This window comes from Marichromatium sp. AB32, from assembly GCF_003718675.1.
Lineage (GTDB): Bacteria > Pseudomonadota > Gammaproteobacteria > Chromatiales > Chromatiaceae > Marichromatium > Marichromatium gracile.
On sequence record NZ_RHFJ01000001.1, the window covers coordinates 40,194 to 56,589 of the forward strand.

The 16,396-nt window shown below is 67.5% G+C and carries 18 protein-coding genes; 6 read left to right on the top strand and 12 right to left on the bottom strand.

Going from position 1 to position 16,396, the window contains the following annotated elements; all coding sequences use genetic code 11:
• Positions 1-12: 12 nt before the first annotated feature.
• The 8 genes from nusA to EBL85_RS00230 all read right to left on the bottom strand — a co-directional run bounded on the left by nusA (position 13) and on the right by EBL85_RS00230 (position 7,501).
• Complete coding sequence (gene nusA, locus EBL85_RS00195) at positions 13-1,509, bottom strand: transcription termination factor NusA (protein ID WP_123140220.1); 1,497 nt, start codon at positions 1,507-1,509, stop codon at positions 13-15.
• A gap of 90 nt (positions 1,510-1,599) precedes the next feature.
• On the bottom strand, positions 1,600-2,055 hold the full coding sequence (gene rimP / locus EBL85_RS00200; protein WP_123140219.1) for a ribosome maturation factor RimP: 456 nt from the start codon (positions 2,053-2,055) through the stop codon (positions 1,600-1,602).
• 297 nt (positions 2,056-2,352) lie between these two features.
• Positions 2,353-2,991, bottom strand: coding sequence for a hypothetical protein (locus EBL85_RS00205; protein WP_148040500.1), 639 nt, complete (start codon positions 2,989-2,991; stop codon positions 2,353-2,355).
• 159 nt (positions 2,992-3,150) lie between these two features.
• Positions 3,151-3,891, bottom strand: coding sequence for an S-methyl-5'-thioinosine phosphorylase (locus EBL85_RS00210; RefSeq protein ID WP_123140217.1), 741 nt, complete (start codon positions 3,889-3,891; stop codon positions 3,151-3,153).
• 116 nt (positions 3,892-4,007) lie between these two features.
• Positions 4,008-4,457 (bottom strand): hemerythrin domain-containing protein, encoded by a 450-nt coding sequence (locus EBL85_RS00215; RefSeq protein ID WP_062276038.1) that lies wholly within the window; start codon positions 4,455-4,457, stop codon positions 4,008-4,010.
• 154 nt (positions 4,458-4,611) lie between these two features.
• A complete protein-coding gene (locus EBL85_RS00220; protein WP_123140215.1) occupies positions 4,612-5,163 on the bottom strand; it encodes a hypoxanthine-guanine phosphoribosyltransferase in 552 nt (183 codons plus the stop codon).
• The gene (nagZ, locus tag EBL85_RS00225) at positions 5,160-6,239 is read right to left on the bottom strand and encodes a beta-N-acetylhexosaminidase (protein WP_123141829.1); all 1,080 of its coding nucleotides are present in this window, start codon (positions 6,237-6,239) and stop codon (positions 5,160-5,162) included. The genes EBL85_RS00220 and nagZ overlap by 4 nt, the downstream gene beginning before the upstream one ends.
• Positions 6,240-6,676: 437 nt before the next feature.
• Entirely contained in the window at positions 6,677-7,501 is an 825-nt protein-coding gene (locus EBL85_RS00230; protein ID WP_190288008.1) for an ABC transporter permease, read from the bottom strand.
• A gap of 162 nt (positions 7,502-7,663) precedes the next feature.
• Here EBL85_RS00230 and ftsH point away from each other — a divergent pair, with 162 nt between their 5' ends.
• The 3 genes from ftsH to EBL85_RS00245 all read left to right on the top strand — a co-directional run bounded on the left by ftsH (position 7,664) and on the right by EBL85_RS00245 (position 11,962).
• Positions 7,664-9,592, top strand: coding sequence for an ATP-dependent zinc metalloprotease FtsH (gene ftsH / locus EBL85_RS00235; protein ID WP_123140212.1), 1,929 nt, complete (start codon positions 7,664-7,666; stop codon positions 9,590-9,592).
• A 128-nt stretch (positions 9,593-9,720) separates the two neighbouring features.
• Positions 9,721-10,329: a nucleoside triphosphate pyrophosphatase gene (locus tag EBL85_RS00240; protein ID WP_123141831.1), complete on the top strand. Its 609-nt coding sequence runs from the start codon at positions 9,721-9,723 to the stop codon at positions 10,327-10,329.
• 217 nt (positions 10,330-10,546) lie between these two features.
• A complete protein-coding gene (locus EBL85_RS00245) occupies positions 10,547-11,962 on the top strand; it encodes a lytic transglycosylase domain-containing protein (RefSeq protein ID WP_123141832.1) in 1,416 nt (471 codons plus the stop codon).
• A 27-nt stretch (positions 11,963-11,989) separates the two neighbouring features.
• Here the strand turns inward: EBL85_RS00245 and EBL85_RS00250 are convergent, their stop codons facing one another.
• The gene (locus EBL85_RS00250; RefSeq protein WP_123140209.1) at positions 11,990-12,271 is read right to left on the bottom strand and encodes a BPTI/Kunitz domain-containing protein; all 282 of its coding nucleotides are present in this window, start codon (positions 12,269-12,271) and stop codon (positions 11,990-11,992) included.
• Positions 12,272-12,362: 91 nt separating this feature from the next.
• Positions 12,363-12,782 (bottom strand): rubrerythrin family protein, encoded by a 420-nt coding sequence (locus EBL85_RS00255; protein ID WP_123141833.1) that lies wholly within the window; start codon positions 12,780-12,782, stop codon positions 12,363-12,365.
• 351 nt (positions 12,783-13,133) lie between these two features.
• Here EBL85_RS00255 and EBL85_RS00260 point away from each other — a divergent pair, with 351 nt between their 5' ends.
• Positions 13,134-13,943, top strand: coding sequence for a metallophosphoesterase (locus EBL85_RS00260; RefSeq protein WP_123141834.1), 810 nt, complete (start codon positions 13,134-13,136; stop codon positions 13,941-13,943).
• 2 nt (positions 13,944-13,945) lie between these two features.
• Here EBL85_RS00260 and EBL85_RS00265 read toward each other — a convergent pair whose 3' ends face one another.
• Positions 13,946-14,242, bottom strand: a complete 297-nt coding sequence (locus tag EBL85_RS00265) for an acylphosphatase (protein WP_123140206.1) — start codon at positions 14,240-14,242, stop codon at positions 13,946-13,948.
• A gap of 135 nt (positions 14,243-14,377) precedes the next feature.
• Here EBL85_RS00265 and wrbA point away from each other — a divergent pair, with 135 nt between their 5' ends.
• Entirely contained in the window at positions 14,378-14,995 is a 618-nt protein-coding gene (gene wrbA / locus EBL85_RS00270; RefSeq protein ID WP_123141925.1) for an NAD(P)H:quinone oxidoreductase, read from the top strand.
• Positions 14,992-15,696 carry a DnaA regulatory inactivator Hda gene (gene hda, locus EBL85_RS00275; RefSeq protein WP_123141835.1) on the top strand — a complete coding sequence of 235 codons (705 nt, stop codon included), beginning with the start codon at positions 14,992-14,994 and terminating at the stop codon, positions 15,694-15,696. The genes wrbA and hda overlap by 4 nt, the downstream gene beginning before the upstream one ends.
• Positions 15,697-15,703: 7 nt before the next feature.
• On the opposite strand, the gene EBL85_RS00280 is transcribed toward hda, so the two are convergent.
• Positions 15,704-16,261 (bottom strand): CDP-alcohol phosphatidyltransferase family protein, encoded by a 558-nt coding sequence (locus tag EBL85_RS00280; protein ID WP_123140204.1) that lies wholly within the window; start codon positions 16,259-16,261, stop codon positions 15,704-15,706.
• Positions 16,262-16,396 lie beyond the last annotated feature (135 nt).

Here is a 16,396-nt window from a genome sequence, read left to right on the forward strand (position 1 = left end):
ACCTATAAACCTCTATTCCTCTGCGGCTTGCACAAACCAGGGTTCGCGTGCCTTCATGATCAAGCGCGCAGCCCGCTCTTCGTCCATGCCCTCGATTTCCATGAGTTCGTCGATCGACTGCTCGGCGAGATCTTCGCGCGAGGAAACACCTCGCGCAGCGAGTGCGTCGGCCAAGGCCTCGTCCACACCCTCCATCTCGAGCAGATCGTCCGCCGGGGCCTCTTCTTCTTCGGAGGCGATGGCGCGTGTCAGCAACAGATCGTTGGCGCGCTCGCGCAGCAGCTCGACTGTCTCGTCGTCGAATTCCTCGATGGCCTGCATCTCGGCGAGGGGCACGTAAGCGACCTCTTCGACACTGGTGAAGCCTTCCTCCACCAGCACCGCGGCCAACTGCTCATCAATGCCCAGTTGGTCCATGAAGGACTGCACCGAGCGGTTGGCCTCCTGCTCGCTCTTGGCTGCGGCATCCGCTTCGTTCATGACGTTGAGTTCCCAGCCGCTGAGCTGCGTGGCCAGTCGGACGTTCTGTCCGAAACGGCCGATCGCCTGGGCCAGGTTCTCTTCCTTGACCGCGACATCCATGCTGCGAGCGTCCTCGTCGATGACGATCGAGACGACATCGGCCGGAGACATGGCATTGATGACGAACTGCGCGGGGTTCTCGTCCCAGAGGATGATATCGACGCGCTCCCCGTTGAGTTCATCAGACACGGCCTGGACACGCGATCCGCGCATCCCGACGCAGGCACCAACCGGATCGATTCGCGGATCGGCGGTACGCACGGCAATCTTGGCGCGCGAGCCGGGATCGCGCGCCGCCCCCATGATCTGGATCAGACCCTCACCGACCTCGGGCACCTCGAGCTTGAACAGCTCGATCAGCAGCTCCGGCGCGGTGCGGCTGACGAACAGCTGCGGCCCCTTGGGCTCGGAGCGCACGTCATAGAGATAGCCACGCAGCCGGTCGCCGGGGCGCACCGACTCGCGTGGAATCACCTGATCGCGCGGCACCAGCGCCTCGGCGTTGTTGCCGAGATCGAGCAGGATGGTGCCACGATCGGCCTTCTTGACGATGCCGGTGACGAGCTGTCCCTTGCGATCGATGAAGGCGTCGACGATCTTCGCCCGCTCGGCCTCGCGCACCTTCTGCACGATGACCTGCTTGGCGGTCTGGGCGGCGATCCGTCCGAACAACTCGGACTCGATCTCCTCCTCGATGAAATCGCCGAGATCGAGCTCGGGCTCGAGCACGGCTGCGGCCGACGCGGTGATCTGGCGCGCCGGGGCCTCGAGCATGCCGTCCTCGGGATCGGGGACGATCTCCCAGCGGCGGAAGGTGCAATAGTCGCCGGTCTTGCGATCGATGGCGACACGCACATCGATCTCGCCGCCGTGCTTCTTGCGCGTTGCAGACGCCAGCGCAGCCTCGATGGCCTCGAAGATGACACCTGCGGGGACGTCCTTTTCGTTGGAAACGGCCTCAACGACCAGTAGGATCTCTTTGCTCATTCAACCTAATCCGAACTCAGAACTTGCACCCCATACCCGACGGGCCGCGGCGCGTTGAGAGTACGCCCGGCGGCCACGACGGCGCCATGCTCACCAATCGACCACCAGGCGCGACGATTCGATCACACCATAGGGAATCTGCCAGACCTCGCCATCGACCTCGATCGAGACCTGCACATCGTCGCTGCCGACCAGCACGCCCTGCAGCCTGCGCCGCCCCTGGACCTTCTCGGCCAGGCGCATCTTCACCTGCTGGCCGACGAAGCGCGCATAGTGCTCGGGGAATACCAGCGGTCGCTCGACACCTGGGGAGGAGATCTCGAGGTCGTACTGACCGGGCAAGGGATCCTCGACATCGAGCACACCGCTGAGCTGATGGCTCACGCTGGTGCAGTCGTCGAGGGTGATCCCGTCGGGATGGTCGATATAGACCCGCAGGGTCGCGTTCGTTCCGTGCTGGAAGAACTCGACCCCGACGAGCTCGTAACCCATGGGTTCGACGACGCGACGCGCAAGGCGCGTCAATGTGCTGTCTGCCGGCTGCATAATCCGCCCTTCAGAAACAAAAATTGGGCCAGTGGCCCAACCTCTTGCGGTGACCCAAGCACCCATCGCACGGGCTTGTCACCAATTCGCGAGCGATAAAAAAACCCCGTAGACGGGGTTTGATGGGTGGCCAGTGCAATGGTTACCAGATCCGCCACTTCCTTAAGCGCTGAAAGTTTATAGTAACTTATTGAGTTAAGCAAGGAGCGCATCCCGCCCCGACGCGCCCGCCACGGCGGTACAAGGAGGCGCCGCCGCCCCGGCGAGCGGGGCGTGCCGACGGCGCCTCGGGGGCGGTTAGCGCACCTCGCCCGCAGCCACCGGCGGCGCATAGCCGAAGGGCGGCATCAGCGGCGGCGCATGAGGCATCGGCGGGTGCGGCCAGGCCACCGGACGCTGCGCCCAGCGCTGTTGCATACGCTCCATGCGCGCCTGCGCCAGACGCTGCATGGCGGCATGATGCGCGGCCAGGCGCGCCTGATGCGCCGCAAACGGATCGTGCGGCACGACCGGGGCCTGGGCTGCGACCGGCGAGGGCGCCGGCTGCGCCGCAGCCTCGGCGGGCTCGGGCGCGGAGGCGCCAGCCGCATCCTCGACCATCTCGGCAGCGACCTCGGGCGCGGCGGCAACCGGCGCGACTGCGGGCTCGGCCTCGGACTCGGCCTCGGGTGCGGCCGGCACCACTGCCACTGGCTCGGCGGCGGCGACCTCGGGCGAGGACGGGCTCGGCACCACCTCCGATTGCGTCGCGGGCATGGTCGAATCGGCCTGCTGTGGCGCGGGCACGGCGGCCTCATCGGCGGCGGCGAGTTCGCGTTTCTCCTGCTCCAGCGAATCCCAGTAGAGATAGCCGAAGGCGAGCACGCTCCCCCACAGGAAGAGCCTCGGGAACCAACGAATCACGGAACGGGACTTGGGCTTTTCTTCAGCGGCCATCTGAGTACTCCATGGTGAGATGGTCGGGACGAACCCCTGGCTCGCCCCGGGGCGCGACATGCGCCGCCGCCTCGGCGTGCGACGACGCCGGGAAGGCTCTGACAAAAACACGTCACCGTGCCGCGACCGCCGCAACGACGACCAGGCCCGGGGACCGAATCAGCCGTGGCCGGCCAGCTCGGTGAGGATCTCGATGATGCGCCCCGAGCAGACCTCGAGGTTGCGCTCGATCTCGGCCATGGTGATCTCGCCCTCGCCCTTGCCCGCGGCCCAGTTGACCACGAAGGCGAGGGTGGCGTAGCACAACCCCAGTTCGCGCGCGAGCGCCGCCTCGGGCATGCCGGTCATGCCGACCAGATCGCAACCGTCACGCTCGAGCCGCGTCACCTCGGCGGTGGTCTCGAGACGCGGCCCCTGGGTGGCGGCATAGGTACCGCCGTCGACCACCGCGTGACCGAGCCGCGCACAGGCACCCAGCAGCTCACCACGCAGCGACTGGCAATAGGGCTCGGTCATGTCGACGTGATCGACCCCCTGCTCGTCTCCGGTGAAGAAGGTGTGCTCGCGACCGTGGGTGTAGTCGATGATCTGATCCGGCACCCCCAGTACCGCCGGGCCATAGCGCTCGGTGATACCACCGACGGCGGCCAGGGCGACCACCCGCTCGGCGCCGCACTCACGCAGCGCCCAGACATTGGCGCGGTAGTTGACGCGATGCGGCGGCAACCGATGCCCGGCGCCATGGCGCGGCAGGAACAGCACCTCGGTCTCGCCGAGCCGCCCCCGGGTCACCGGGGCCGAGGTTTCGCCATAAGGGGTCTCGACGCGCCGCGCCTCACGCGCTTGCAGCGCCGGCAGTTCGGAGAACCCGGAACCGCCAATGATAGCCAGAACAGTCATGCAGCCACCGCCACTTCTCAAAATGGCGGCAGTTTACCGAAGTGTGCGCGGGAATCCAAAGGGCGGAGATCGGCAGTCGGCACCGAGCGCACGCGCGCTTGCCACGGCGTGCGGGATCAGCGCCCCGCGGTGGCCTCCTGCAGGATACCGGCCTCGACCAGCTTGGGCAGCAACACCTGCTCTTCGCGATCGATCCGGGCCGAAACCATCTCCAGGATTTCATGAGTTTGCGCGAGAAAGGTCTCGCAGAACTCGAAGTCGCAGTCCTTCAGCCAGCGCTTGTGGTAGGCACTGAAGGCCTGACGCAGCGGCTTCTCGCCGCTGATGAAGCCCCAGGCGATCGACTTCGCCCGCGGGTCCTCATGGATCAGCAGCCCCGGGTAGAGGCTGCGATCCTCCTCGGCGAGATGCGCGCGCACCCGCTGACCGAAGTCGCACAGCAGCTGGTGGGCGGTCCGCGCGTTGGGGCGGATCCGCAACAGTTCGGGAGCGAGCAGCGCGCGCAGATCGTCGATCATCTGGCGCAGTTCCGCGTGCGAATCGCGGTAGGTGTCGAGCGTTTGCATGTCATCCTCGAGGTTGATCGGTCGGTGGGACGCAGCAAGCAAGGGCTGCCGCCACGCCACCCGCGAGGATGTATAACAGATCGCGGAAATAGTCAAAAAGCGCTTAATTATATTGTGTTTTTCGACCATTCCCGCGGTACGGGGCGAGCCGCGCTCAGATGTCCTCGTCGGCGACCGCGTAGATGCCCCGGGCATTGCGAAAATAGTTCTTGTAGTCGAGCCCATAGCCGTAGAGATAGCGATCGACCACCTCGACACCGACGATATCGGCCTCACACTGGTGCGGACGCTGCTTGGCCACCAGCACCGCGCTCTGCACGCTCGCCGCGCCGTCCTCGTGACAGGCCCGCACCACCTGATCGAGGGTGATGCCCTCGTCGAGGATGTCGTCGACCACCAGCACGTGCTCGTCACGGATCGCGTCCGAGGGACGATGGCGCCAGGCCAGCTCGCCACCGCTGGTCGCCCCCTGGTAGCGACTGGCGTGGATGTAGTTGACCCGCAGCGGGAAGTCGAGCCGGGGCAGCAACAGCCCGGCGGTGATCACCGCGCCGGTCATCACGCAGAGGATCACCGGATCCTTGTCGCCGAGACGCTCGGTGATGGTCTCCGCCATGCGATCGAGCGCCGTCTCCATCTCCTCGTGCGACACCAGGCACTCGGCGCGCGCGGCGACACCCTCATACTGACTACGATCAAGCTTCATCCTACATTGGTCTCCGAATCTGTCGGGTCATCGAGCCCGAGATCGAGACTGTGGTGGGTCTCGAGTCGGGCGGCGTGGTCGACCGCGCGCTGCCAGTCGGGGCACTCGCGCAGATGCAATCGGTCATGGCCGCCACGTCCGTGCATGCGCACCAGGCGCAGCGCCAGGGCGGGGTCCGTGGCATCGGCGAAGCACTCCACGAGTGCGGCCGCGGCGGGGCGATTGTTGCAAATCAACAGCACGTCGCAACCTGCGGCGTGCGCGGCACGGGCGCGATCGAGATGATCGCCACCGGCGGCAGCGGCCCCCATGTTGAGATCGTCGCTGAAGATCACCCCCTCGAAACCGAGCCGCTGACGCAGGATCTCACCGAGCCAGCGCGGCGAGAAACCGGCCGGCTCGGGCGCCACCTGCGGATAGACGACGTGCGCCGGCATCAGCGCCTCGATGCCGTGCGCGATCAACCGCTCGAAGGGCACCAGATCCTCCATCGCCAGCTCGCCGAAGGGGCGCGGATCGCTCGGCAGGGCATGATGGGAGTCGACCGCCACCCCGCCGTGACCGGGGAAGTGCTTGCCGACGGCGGCCATGCCCGCGCGACGCATCCCCTCGGCCCAGGCCAGCGCCAGCTCGGCGACCTGCTCGGGCGCGGCGCCGAAGGCGCGATCACCCACGACCGCACAGAGCCCACGATCGAGATCGAGCACCGGGGCGAAGCTGAAGTCGACGCCGACGGCGCGCAGCTCGGCGGCCATCAGCCAACCGAGTCGGTCACAGAGTTCACGGGCGCGGGCGGGATCGCGAGCATGGAGCGCGGCAAAGCGCCCCATCGACGGCAGCCGGGTGAAGCCGTCGCGAAAGCGCTGCACGCGCCCCCCTTCCTGATCGACGCCGATCAGCAGACGTGGCTCGCGCAGGGCATGGATCTCGGCAGTGAGTGCGGCGAGCTGCGCGGGGTCGGCATAGTTGCGGGCGAACAGGATCACGCCACCGACGGCCGGGTGGCGCAACAGCTCGCGGTCCTCGGCGGTGAGCCTGGTGCCCGCGATGTCGAGCATGATCGGGCCTAGCGACATGGGGCGGTCATCCTGCTGCGGCTGCGGTCGGGGTCCGGCGCTGACCGGACCGGTCTGAATGGCCGTCTTTTTAACACAGCGCCGGTGGGGGAGCTACCAGCGACCAGCGACCAGCGACCAGCGACCAGCGACCAGCGACCAGCGACCAGCGACCAGCGACCAGCGACCAGCGACCGGAAGATTGAACCGCCAAGTCGCGAAGGGCGCCAAGGGGTTTAATGATCAGACCTCACGACGCGCCCTCCACTGAAGGCTGATGGCTGGCCACTGGAGGCCAAGCCTTCCTCTTCCTTCGCGATCTTCGCGGCTTTGCGGTTCACATCAGCTTCCAGCGATCAGCATCCAGCCTCCAGTCGGGGAGGCTGGTGTGCACGGTCGGGGGTTGACGGGAAAGACGGTATCTTTGCGATTCAGTCCGTTACGTACGGTTCAATCCTTCACGTGACATCCCGAGCGCGCGTCCGCACATCGAGCCGATCACGCAGCCAGTCACCGACCAGGTTGACGGCGAGGGTCACGGCGAACAGCGCCACGCCGGGGGCGATCACCAGATGCGGGGCGACCAGTAGATAGGACACGCCATCGCGCAACATGCTGCCCCAGGAGGCATCGGGCGGCTGGATGCCGAGCCCGAGGAAGGAGAGCCCGGCCTCGGCGACGATCGCCGCGGCGATGCCGAAGGTGGCCTCGACCAGCAGCGGCGCGAGCGCCAGCGGCAACAGATGGCGCCAGAGGATGCGCCAGGTACCGCAGCCGAGGGCGCGCGCGGCGAGGACGTGCTCGCGCCCGGCCAGGGTCAGCGCCTGGGCACGCGCCAGCCGCGCATAGCCGACCCAGCCGACCACGGTCAGCGCGATCACCAGGTTGTCGAGCCCGGGGCCGAGCAGACCGGCCAAGGCAATCGCCAGCAGGATCCCCGGAAAGGCGAGGAACAGATCGATCAGCCTGACCACCAACCGGTCCACCCAGCCGCCGAGCAGCCCGGCGACGAGCCCGACCAGGGTGCCGAGACTCGCGGCGAAGGCCACCACCCCGACCCCGACCAGCAGCGAGACCCGCGCACCGACCAGCAATCGCTCGTGGACCGGGCGCCCCAGATCATCGGTCCCGAGCGGCGCCCCCGGCATCGGCCCGGCGAGCATCGCCCTGAGCTCGACCCGATTCGGCGCCTCGACCAGCCAGGGCGCGAACAGCGCCGCACCGCACCAGACCAGCAACACCACGACCGCCAGACGCACCCCATCCCCCTCCTCATCCCTCATCCCCGTCCGGGAACCCCGACGCCTATGGTAGGCTCTGACCACGGTACGGGCCGAGCGCCCGAGGCGCGTTGGATTTCGGCTCCATGCCCCGATCTAACCGGACAACGGCCCGGCATCGGGCATCGCGCACGCTGTATTTGGTCAACGAGGACGAAGGCTCGCATGAACCCAAGAAACTTCCACATCCTGCTCTGGATCGCGGTCACCCTGTGGCTGGTGATGATGCTCAACGGCATGACCTCGCCGGAAGGCATCGAGACCCGCAACCTGAGTTACAGCGAGTTCCTGAGCGAACTGAACGAGGGCGCGGTGCGCGAGGTGACTATCCAGGATCAGACCATCCAGGGCACGCGAACCGATGGCTCACGCTTCGAGACCTATGACCCCAACGACCCCGGCCTGATCGGCGACCTGCTCAATCAGGGTGTGGCCATCCGCGCCGAGCCGCCCGAGCAACCGAGCGTGCTGATGCAGGTGATTGCCGCCTGGCTGCCCTTCATGTTGCTGATCGGCATCTGGTTCTGGTTCATGCGACGCAACAGCGGTGGTGGCGTCGGTGGCGGCGGCGGGATCTTCAACTTCGGCAAGAGCCGCGCGCGCCAGCACGCCGAGGGCGAGGTCAAGGTGACGCTGCGCGATGTCGCCGGCGTCGAGGAGGCCAAGGAAGAGGTCGGCGAGCTGGTCGACTTCCTCAAGAGCCCGCAGAAGTTCTCCAACCTCGGCGGTCGCATCCCGCGCGGCGTGCTCATGGTCGGCCCCCCCGGCACCGGCAAGACGTTGCTCGCACGCGCCATCGCCGGCGAGGCGCGGGTGCCCTTCTTCAGCATCTCCGGCTCGGACTTCGTCGAGATGTTCGTCGGCGTCGGCGCCTCGCGGGTGCGTGACCTCTTCGAGCAGGCCAAGAAGAGTGCCCCCTGCATCATCTTCATCGACGAGATCGACGCCGTCGGACGCAAGCGTGGCGCCGGGCTCGGCGGTGGACACGACGAGCGCGAGCAGACCCTCAACCAGCTGCTCGTCGAGATGGACGGCTTCGCCGGCACCGAGGGCGTCATCGTCATCGCCGCAACCAACCGCGCCGACGTCCTCGATCCGGCGCTGCTGCGCCCGGGACGCTTCGACCGCCAGGTCGTGGTCGGCCTGCCCGACCTCTCCGGTCGCGCCGCCATCCTCGAGGTGCACCTGCGCAAGGTGCCGGTGGCCGACGACATCGACGCGCGCACCATCGCCCGCGGCACCCCCGGCTTCTCCGGCGCCGACCTCGCCAATCTGGTCAACGAGGCGGCGTTGTTCGCCGCGCGCCGCAACAAGGCGCGTGTCGACATGGAGGACATGGAGCAGGCCAAGGACAAGATCATGATGGGCGCCGAACGTCGCTCGATGGTGATGTCCGAGTCGGAGAAGAAGCTCACCGCCTACCACGAGGCCGGACATGCCATCGTCGGTCGGCTGGTACCCGAGCACGACCCCGTCCACAAGGTCAGCATCATCCCGCGTGGACGCGCCCTCGGCGTCACCCTGTTCCTGCCCGAGCGCGACCGCTACAGCATGAGCAAGCGCCAGCTCGAGAGCCAGATCTCGAGCCTGTTCGGCGGACGCATCGCCGAGGAGATGATCTTCGGCCCCGAGCACGTCACCACCGGCGCCTCCAACGACATCGAACGCGCCACCGACATCGCCCGCAACATGGTCACCCGCTTCGGCCTGTCGGATGCCATGGGACCGCTGGCCTACGCCGAGGACGAGAGCGAGGTCTTCCTCGGTCGCTCGGTCACCCAGCAGCGCAACGTCTCCCCGGAGACGGCGCAGGCGATCGACCAGGCGGTGCGTCAGATCATCGACCGCAACTACCAGCGCTCGCGCCAGCTCCTCGATGACAACCTCGACAAGCTGCACGCGATGGCCGAGGCACTGCTGAAGTTCGAGACCATCGACAAGGCGCAGATCGACGACATCATGTCGGGACGCACCATGCGCGAACCCGACGACGATGTCGGCGGCACCCCGACGGCCGGCGGCGACGGCCCTGCCCCGGCCCCCAAGGGCAACACCCCGCCGTCGATCGTCGGCGGCCCGGTCGGCGAGGTCTGATCCGACCCGGCACGCCCCACCGGGCGTGTCGACCCGAACCGGGCGCCGCGAGACGATCGCGGCGCCCGGTGACCGGGTGATAGCATCGCGCTCCTGCACCCAATCCTCTGCCGGAGCACGCATCCATCATGTCCCAACCCAAGCTCATCCTCGCCTCCACCTCACCCTTCCGCCGCGCCCTGCTGGAGCGTCTCGGACTCGCCTTCGCCACCGCCGCCCCCGAGGTCGACGAACGCCCCCTCCCCGACGAGCCCGCCCAGGCCCTGGTGATGCGTCTGGCCGAGGCCAAGGCCCGCGCCGTCGCCGCCACTCACCCCGAGGCGCTGATCATCGGCTCGGATCAGGTCGCGAGCATCGACGGCCAGATCCTCGGCAAGCCCGGCGGCCACGAGGCGGCGATCGCACAGCTCAGCCTCTGCGCCGGGCGCGCCGTCACCTTCCAGACCGGTCTCTGTCTGCTCGATGCCGCCAGCGGCCGCGCCCAGACCCTGGTCGAACCCTTCCGGGTCCATATGCGTGCGCTCACCGAAGCGCAGATCGCCGGCTATGTCGCGCGCGAGCGTCCCTTCTCCAGCGCCGGCAGCTTCAAGTCAGAGGGGCTTGGCATCGCCCTGTTCGAGCGGCTCGAGGGCGAGGACCCCAACGCGCTGATCGGACTGCCGCTGATCCGGCTGGTGACCCTGCTGCAGGACCATGGCATCGATCCACTGACCCAGGGCACACAACCGCTCGACTGAACCGCCGAGCGCGCTCCTCTCCCGCGAGCCGAGGCGCACGCACCACCGACCTGTCCGGCACCTTCGAAATTAGGGGGTTTTGCCGATTGCACCTGATGCGACTCCCGGGCGAGACTTTAGGCTTGCACCATGCGCTCCAGGGTACTGGACGCCGTCTCTCCCCTCCCCGACGACGGGCCCGTCCGCGGGCCTTCGATGACCACAGGAGCCGCCGACCATGCGACCCGATGCCGCTCGCCGTTGCCGCCCGCGCTGGACGCTGGGCGCACTCATCCTCGCCCTGCTCGCGCTCTCCGGCTGCGCCACCACCGGGCAGCACGGTCACTATGGCTCGGAGACCTTTCCGGTCCCCGAGGAGATCGCCGACAACGTCGACTTCTGGCGTCATGTCTATGGGATCTGGCGACGCGACCAGGTGGTGTTCCACGACGACCGGCACCTGGGGGTGATCTACGAGGTCGCCACCCTGCCCGGCGCCAGCGCCGAGTCCTACACCCAGGCCCAGCGCGACTGGATCGCCGCGCGCAAGCGTCATCATGCCGATCGAGTGCGCGCGCTCGAGGCGGCGCTGCGCGAGCAGCGCTCGCTGGCACGCGCCGATCGCCAGCTGCTCGCGCAGTTCGAGGAGGCCGCTGGTCGCGAGGCGGTGTTCGGGGCCGATGAGCGGGTACGCTCGCAGCGCGGACTGCGCGAGCGCTTCAAGCGCGGGGTCGAGATCAGCGGGCGCTACGACCAGATCTTCCGCGAGATCATGCAGGCCCACGGCGTGCCCGAGGACCTGGCCTATCTGCCGCACGTCGAGTCCTCCTTTCAGACCCACGCCCGCTCGAGCGTCGGCGCCGGCGGGGTGTGGCAGTTCATGCCCGCCACCGGACGCTTGTTCATGACCGTCGACCGTCACGTCGACGAGCGCTTCGACCCCATCCTCGCCGCCGACGGCGCCGCGCGCTATCTCGCCCAGGCCCAGCGCAAGCTCGGCAGTTGGCCGCTGGCGATCACCTCCTACAACCACGGCCAGGGCGGCATGGCCAAGGCCAAGGCCAGATATGGCGATGACATCGGTCGGATCGTCGAGGAGTACGACGGTCGCTACTTCGGCTTTGCCTCGCGTAACTTCTACGCCGAGTTCGTCGCCGCGCGCGAGGTCGCCATGCATGCCAGGCGCTACTTCCCCGAGGGCCTGGCCTACGAACAGCCCTGGCGTCACGACCGCCTGGTGCTGCGTCACAGCCTGCCGCTGACCCGCTTGGCCAGCCATTACACGGTCTCGCCGAGCCAGCTCGCCTCACTCAACCTGCACTGGCGCAAGCGACTGGTCTCGGGCAGCCGCCCGATCCCGGCCGGCACCACCGTGTGGCTGCCCGCGGGCAGCCTGAAGCGCATCGCCAGCCACCCGCCGGCGATCCCGGTGGTGGTCTCGCGCACCCCGCCGACGCCCCCCCGGGTGGCCAGCACGCAGCGCGCCGAGCCGAAACCCCAGACGCGCTATCACGTCGTGCAGCCGAACGAGACCCTCTACCGCGTAGCACTGGAAAACGGTCTCACCGTCTCTCAGCTCCGCGCACTCAACCAGCTCGCGCCGGACGACAACGAGATCCATCCCGGACAACGACTGCGCATCGGCGGGATCTAGCGGCGAGCCCAGGTCGCACGCGCGGCGTCAGGGTTCACAGAAGGAGCGACACTCGGCCAGGGTCTCGAACGGGACCCGACCGTCGCAGCCACCATAGCGGAAGGGCTTGCAGCGATTGTCGCGATAGTCGTAGAAGAAGCGCGTCTGGGCCGCGCGACAGGGACCGGGATCGGGCTTGGCGAGACAGCCAACGGGGAGTTCCTTGTTGGTGTCGATACTCGGCTGACTGGCGCAACCGGCAAGCAGCGCTGCCATCAGCAGCAACGACAACGCAGATCGGCGGCGCCCCGTGGAATGGTGTGGGTGCATCGTTGAGACTCCTTCACGCACCGCTCGATTGCCTGCGATGCCGGAAGGATTGTAACCACAGAGACGACCCACTGCCGAACCCGGCACCCGCTCAGGGCTCGAGGTGGGCGAGCACCTGACGAAAGCGGTTGATGTGGGTACGCTCGGCCTGGGCCAGGGTCTCGAACCAGTCGGCGATCTCGTCAAAGCCCTCGTCACGCGCCAGCCGCGCCATCCGTGGATACATCTCGGTGGACTCGACCTGTTCCCCGGCGATGGAGGCGCGGAGGTTGTCGGTGGTCGTCCCGATCGGTAATCCGGTGACCGGATCGCCGACCGGCTCGAGATACTCCAGATGGCCGAGCGCATGACCGGTTTCGCCTTCCGCGGCCGAGCGAAACAGCATGGCGATCTCGCCATAGCCCTCGATATCGGCCTTGGCGGCAAAGTACAGATAGCGACGATTGGCCTGGGACTCGGCGATGAAGGCCTGGATCAGGCTCTGCTCGGTCTTGCTGCCCTTGAGTTGCATCTGATCTCCACGACGCTGTAGCGATTCTGCTGCGGTGCAACTCAGATTGGAGGATGGGCAATGGAAAGTTAAAATCGATTATTTCGATAAAAAAGATCGGCAAAAATGATAAATCACCCGATCCCGATGCTGAGCGCCAGCTCGCAGCTCTTCAGCCTCATGCTTGCGAGCCAGTGAGCACACTGCTAAGACTGCCATACTCGGACACACGAAGGATCGGCCAGCGTCCCGCGACATCCAGCGACACACCACCAGCCGGCGAGCCACACTGCCCCACCTGCTCCCGACCCGCTGGCGCGCCGCCCCCAGCCACCTCCTATCTTGGCCCCTCGCCGTACCGGACACCCGCTCATGCAGCCATCGCCCCAGGTCCCCGCACAGCCGCTTCGGCTCCTGCACCTCTCAGACCCTCACCTCTATGATCAGGCAGAGGGCAGACTGCTCGGCATGCGCACCCGCCACAGCTTCGAGGCGGTGCTCGAGCGCGCGCTGGCCAGCGCCCCGGCCGACGCCCTGCTGATCACCGGCGACCTGGCGCACGACGAGGCCGCCGGCGGCTATCGACTGTTGCGAGACCGGCTCGAGCAGACCCGATTGCCCTGTTACTGCGTCGCCGGCAACCACGATCACTGGCCACTGGCGCACGAGATCCTCGGCCATTTCGCACCACCCTCGGGCAGCATCGTCGCGCTCGGCAACTGGCGTCTGGCGCTGCTCGACTCGAGCCTGCCCGGTGAGGTCCGCGGACACGTCGAACCGGCCCAGCTCAGCGCGCTCGGCGCCTGGCTGGAGACCAACCAAGCGCCGACCCTGGTCTGTCTTCATCATCACCCGGTCGCCGTCGGCAGCGCCTGGATCGACAGCCTCGGGGTCGACAACGGCGAGGCCCTGGTCACACTCTGCACCGACCACCCCCAGGTGCGCGCGATCCTCTTCGGGCACGTCCATCAGGCCTTTGCCCAGCACATCGGACGGCTCGAACTGCTCGCCGCCCCGGCCACCAGCGTCCAGTTCCTCAAGCAGAGTCGCGGATTTGCCCTCGACACACGACCGCCGGGCTACCGCGAGCTCCTGCTGCATGGCAACGGTCACATCGAGACCCGCGTGGTCAGGCTCAACGATTACCCCGAACACCCCGATCTCGAGGCCAGCGGCTACTGACCTCAGCCGATCACGAAGCCGTGATAGCCGCCTTCCTCGAGCGGCTCGCAAACGACCGTCTCGACACGTGCCGCAGGCGGCCCCTGGTGCAGCCAGTCACGCAACCGCTCCACCGCGCCCGCCTCACCACAGCACACCACTTCGACCCGACCATCGGGCAGATTGCGCGCATAGCCGCTCACCCCCAGGCGATCAGCCTGCTCGCGGGTCGCACCACGAAACCACACCCCCTGCACCCGCCCCGCAACCAGACAGCGACAACACCGCCGCGCCCCGCCAGACACCCGCATCCCGTTCATCTCGCTCCCCCGTTCTGCCAATACGACGACATGCCGTGCGGGTTGCGAACACAGCCGCACGGGACCATTCTCCACCAAGTGCAGCGCGCCGGGCGGCGCGCCCGTATCGCCGACAACGACAAGGAGTGCGAACAGATGTCCTTCATCTTGGTGTTGTACTACAGCCGTCACGGGGCCACCGCGGAGATGGCGCGACAGATCGCGCGCGGGGTCGAGCAGGCCGGCCTGGAGGCGCGACTGCGAACCGTTCCGGCGATCTCCAGCGACTGCGAGGCGAGCGCACCACCGATCCCCGACTCGGGACCGCCCTATGTCACCCATGACGACCTGCGCGGGTGTGCCGGACTCGCGCTCGGCTCACCCACGCGTTTCGGCAACATGGCCGCGGCACTCAAGTATTTTCTCGACGGCACCAGCGGGCTGTGGCTCTCGGGGGCGCTCGCCGGCAAGCCCGCCGGGGTCTTCACCTCCACCTCCAGCCTGCATGGCGGCCAGGAGAGCACCCTGCTGAGCATGATGCTGCCACTGCTGCACCACGGCATGCTGCTGCTCGGGCTCCCCTACAGCGCCGAGGACCTGCTCCACACCCGCAGCGGCGGAACCCCCTACGGTCCATCGCATCTCGCCGGCCCGGACAGCGACCTGGCGGTGAGCGAGGAAGAGCAGCGGCTCTGTCAGGCACTCGGACAGCGGCTGGCGCAGACCGCGCGCAGCCTCGAGCCGAGCGGCAACCAGGGACCGATCTCGTCTTGACCCAGCCGAGTCCGCAACTGCACCTGCCGGTCGCGCTGACACGCGAGCCGACACTGACCGAATACCTGCCCGGCCCCAACGCCGAGGCGGTGGCCGCCATCGCCGCGCTGAGCGGCACGACGGGCGAGCCTCTGGTGTTTCTTCACGGCGCCAGCGGCACCGGCAAGACGCACCTGCTCCAGGCGGCCTGTCTCGAAGCGAGCGCGCATCGCCTCCAGGCGCACTATCTCCCGCTCAAGACCCCGGGGCTGACGCCGTCGCTGCTCGACGACCTCGAGCAACTCGACCTGATCGCCATCGACGACATCGATGCCGTCACCAGGGATGGCGACTGGGAGCAGGCGCTGTTCGATCTCTACAACCGTCTGCGCGAGCGTGGCCGGCAACTGCTCGTCGCCGCGCGCCAGCCACCGGAGCGGCTGACACTCGACCGCGCCGATCTGCGCTCACGTCTGCAATGGGGACCCTGCTATCGACTGCTCGCACTGACCGATCGCGACTGCGAGCAACTGCTCAGCACCTCGGCCGCGCAGCGCGGTCTGCGGCTCGGGCCGGCGCTGGTGCGCTACATCATGCACTATCACGCCCGCGACCCCGAGTCACTGCTCGCGCTGATCGAACGAATCGACGCGGCCAGCCTGCGCGAACAGCGCCAGCCGACCATCCCGATGGTGCGACGGGTCCTGCACGATGCGCCCTGAGCCCGGGTCAGTCGTGATGCGCGCCACGCACCGCAGCCTTGCGCCCCCACACCCAGACATACTGGGCGCCACTGACCAGCACCGTGGCCAGACAGCCCCAGACCAACGACTGGATCAACAGCTCGGGCAGCGGGAAGGGACCGGCATCCATGATCACCAGCACCACCAGCAGGATCTGCAGCAGGGTGTTGAGCTTGCTCGCCGGCAAGGGCGCCGCCTCTACGGTCTCGACGCGATAGTTGTAGAGCACCGCGCCGACCACGATCAGCAGATCGCGGAACACCACCGCGACCACCAGCCACACCGGAATGGCGCCGAGCGACCCCAGCACCAGGAAGCAGCACACCAGCAGCGCCTTGTCGGCGAGCGGGTCGAGGATGCCGCCGAGCCGGGTCTGCCAGCCGTAATGCTTGGCCAGGAAACCGTCGAGCCCGTCGGAGATCCCGGCGAAGGCGAACAGCGCCAGCGCCCAGCCGAACTCGCCGATGAGCAGCAGATAGACGACCGGCGCCACCGCCACCAGCCGCATCACACTGATGATATTGGGAAGATCTCTGAGCTTCACCTGTCTGTCCTGACCCTGATCGCAACCAACTGAAACACCGAAAGGTCGCGCCAGACCACTGATTTTGAAGGGCTTTCACGAACAGCCCAACGCGCCCCATGCCACGCTCCGGGACACCGCGGAGGACACCGCCCC

Coding starts and splice junctions, on each gene's coding strand:
- EBL85_RS00255 (WP_123141833.1), bottom strand. CDS start 12,782: ATGCAACTCAAGGGCAGCAAGACCGAGCAGAGCCTGATCCAGGCCTTC.
- nusA (WP_123140220.1), bottom strand. CDS start 1,509: ATGAGCAAAGAGATCCTACTGGTCGTTGAGGCCGTTTCCAACGAAAAG.
- nagZ (WP_123141829.1), bottom strand. CDS start 6,239: ATGTCGCTAGGCCCGATCATGCTCGACATCGCGGGCACCAGGCTCACC.
- EBL85_RS00205 (WP_148040500.1), bottom strand. CDS start 2,991: ATGGCCGCTGAAGAAAAGCCCAAGTCCCGTTCCGTGATTCGTTGGTTC.
- EBL85_RS00215 (WP_062276038.1), bottom strand. CDS start 4,457: ATGCAAACGCTCGACACCTACCGCGATTCGCACGCGGAACTGCGCCAG.
- EBL85_RS00230 (WP_190288008.1), bottom strand. CDS start 7,501: ATGAGGGATGAGGAGGGGGATGGGGTGCGTCTGGCGGTCGTGGTGTTG.
- EBL85_RS00265 (WP_123140206.1), bottom strand. CDS start 14,242: ATGAACGGGATGCGGGTGTCTGGCGGGGCGCGGCGGTGTTGTCGCTGT.
- EBL85_RS00210 (WP_123140217.1), bottom strand. CDS start 3,891: ATGACTGTTCTGGCTATCATTGGCGGTTCCGGGTTCTCCGAACTGCCG.
- EBL85_RS00260 (WP_123141834.1), top strand. CDS start 13,134: ATGCAGCCATCGCCCCAGGTCCCCGCACAGCCGCTTCGGCTCCTGCAC.
- EBL85_RS00250 (WP_123140209.1), bottom strand. CDS start 12,271: ATGCACCCACACCATTCCACGGGGCGCCGCCGATCTGCGTTGTCGTTG.
- EBL85_RS00220 (WP_123140215.1), bottom strand. CDS start 5,163: ATGAAGCTTGATCGTAGTCAGTATGAGGGTGTCGCCGCGCGCGCCGAG.
- EBL85_RS00240 (WP_123141831.1), top strand. CDS start 9,721: ATGTCCCAACCCAAGCTCATCCTCGCCTCCACCTCACCCTTCCGCCGC.
- rimP (WP_123140219.1), bottom strand. CDS start 2,055: ATGCAGCCGGCAGACAGCACATTGACGCGCCTTGCGCGTCGCGTCGTC.
- EBL85_RS00245 (WP_123141832.1), top strand. CDS start 10,547: ATGCGACCCGATGCCGCTCGCCGTTGCCGCCCGCGCTGGACGCTGGGC.
- ftsH (WP_123140212.1), top strand. CDS start 7,664: ATGAACCCAAGAAACTTCCACATCCTGCTCTGGATCGCGGTCACCCTG.
- wrbA (WP_123141925.1), top strand. CDS start 14,378: ATGTCCTTCATCTTGGTGTTGTACTACAGCCGTCACGGGGCCACCGCG.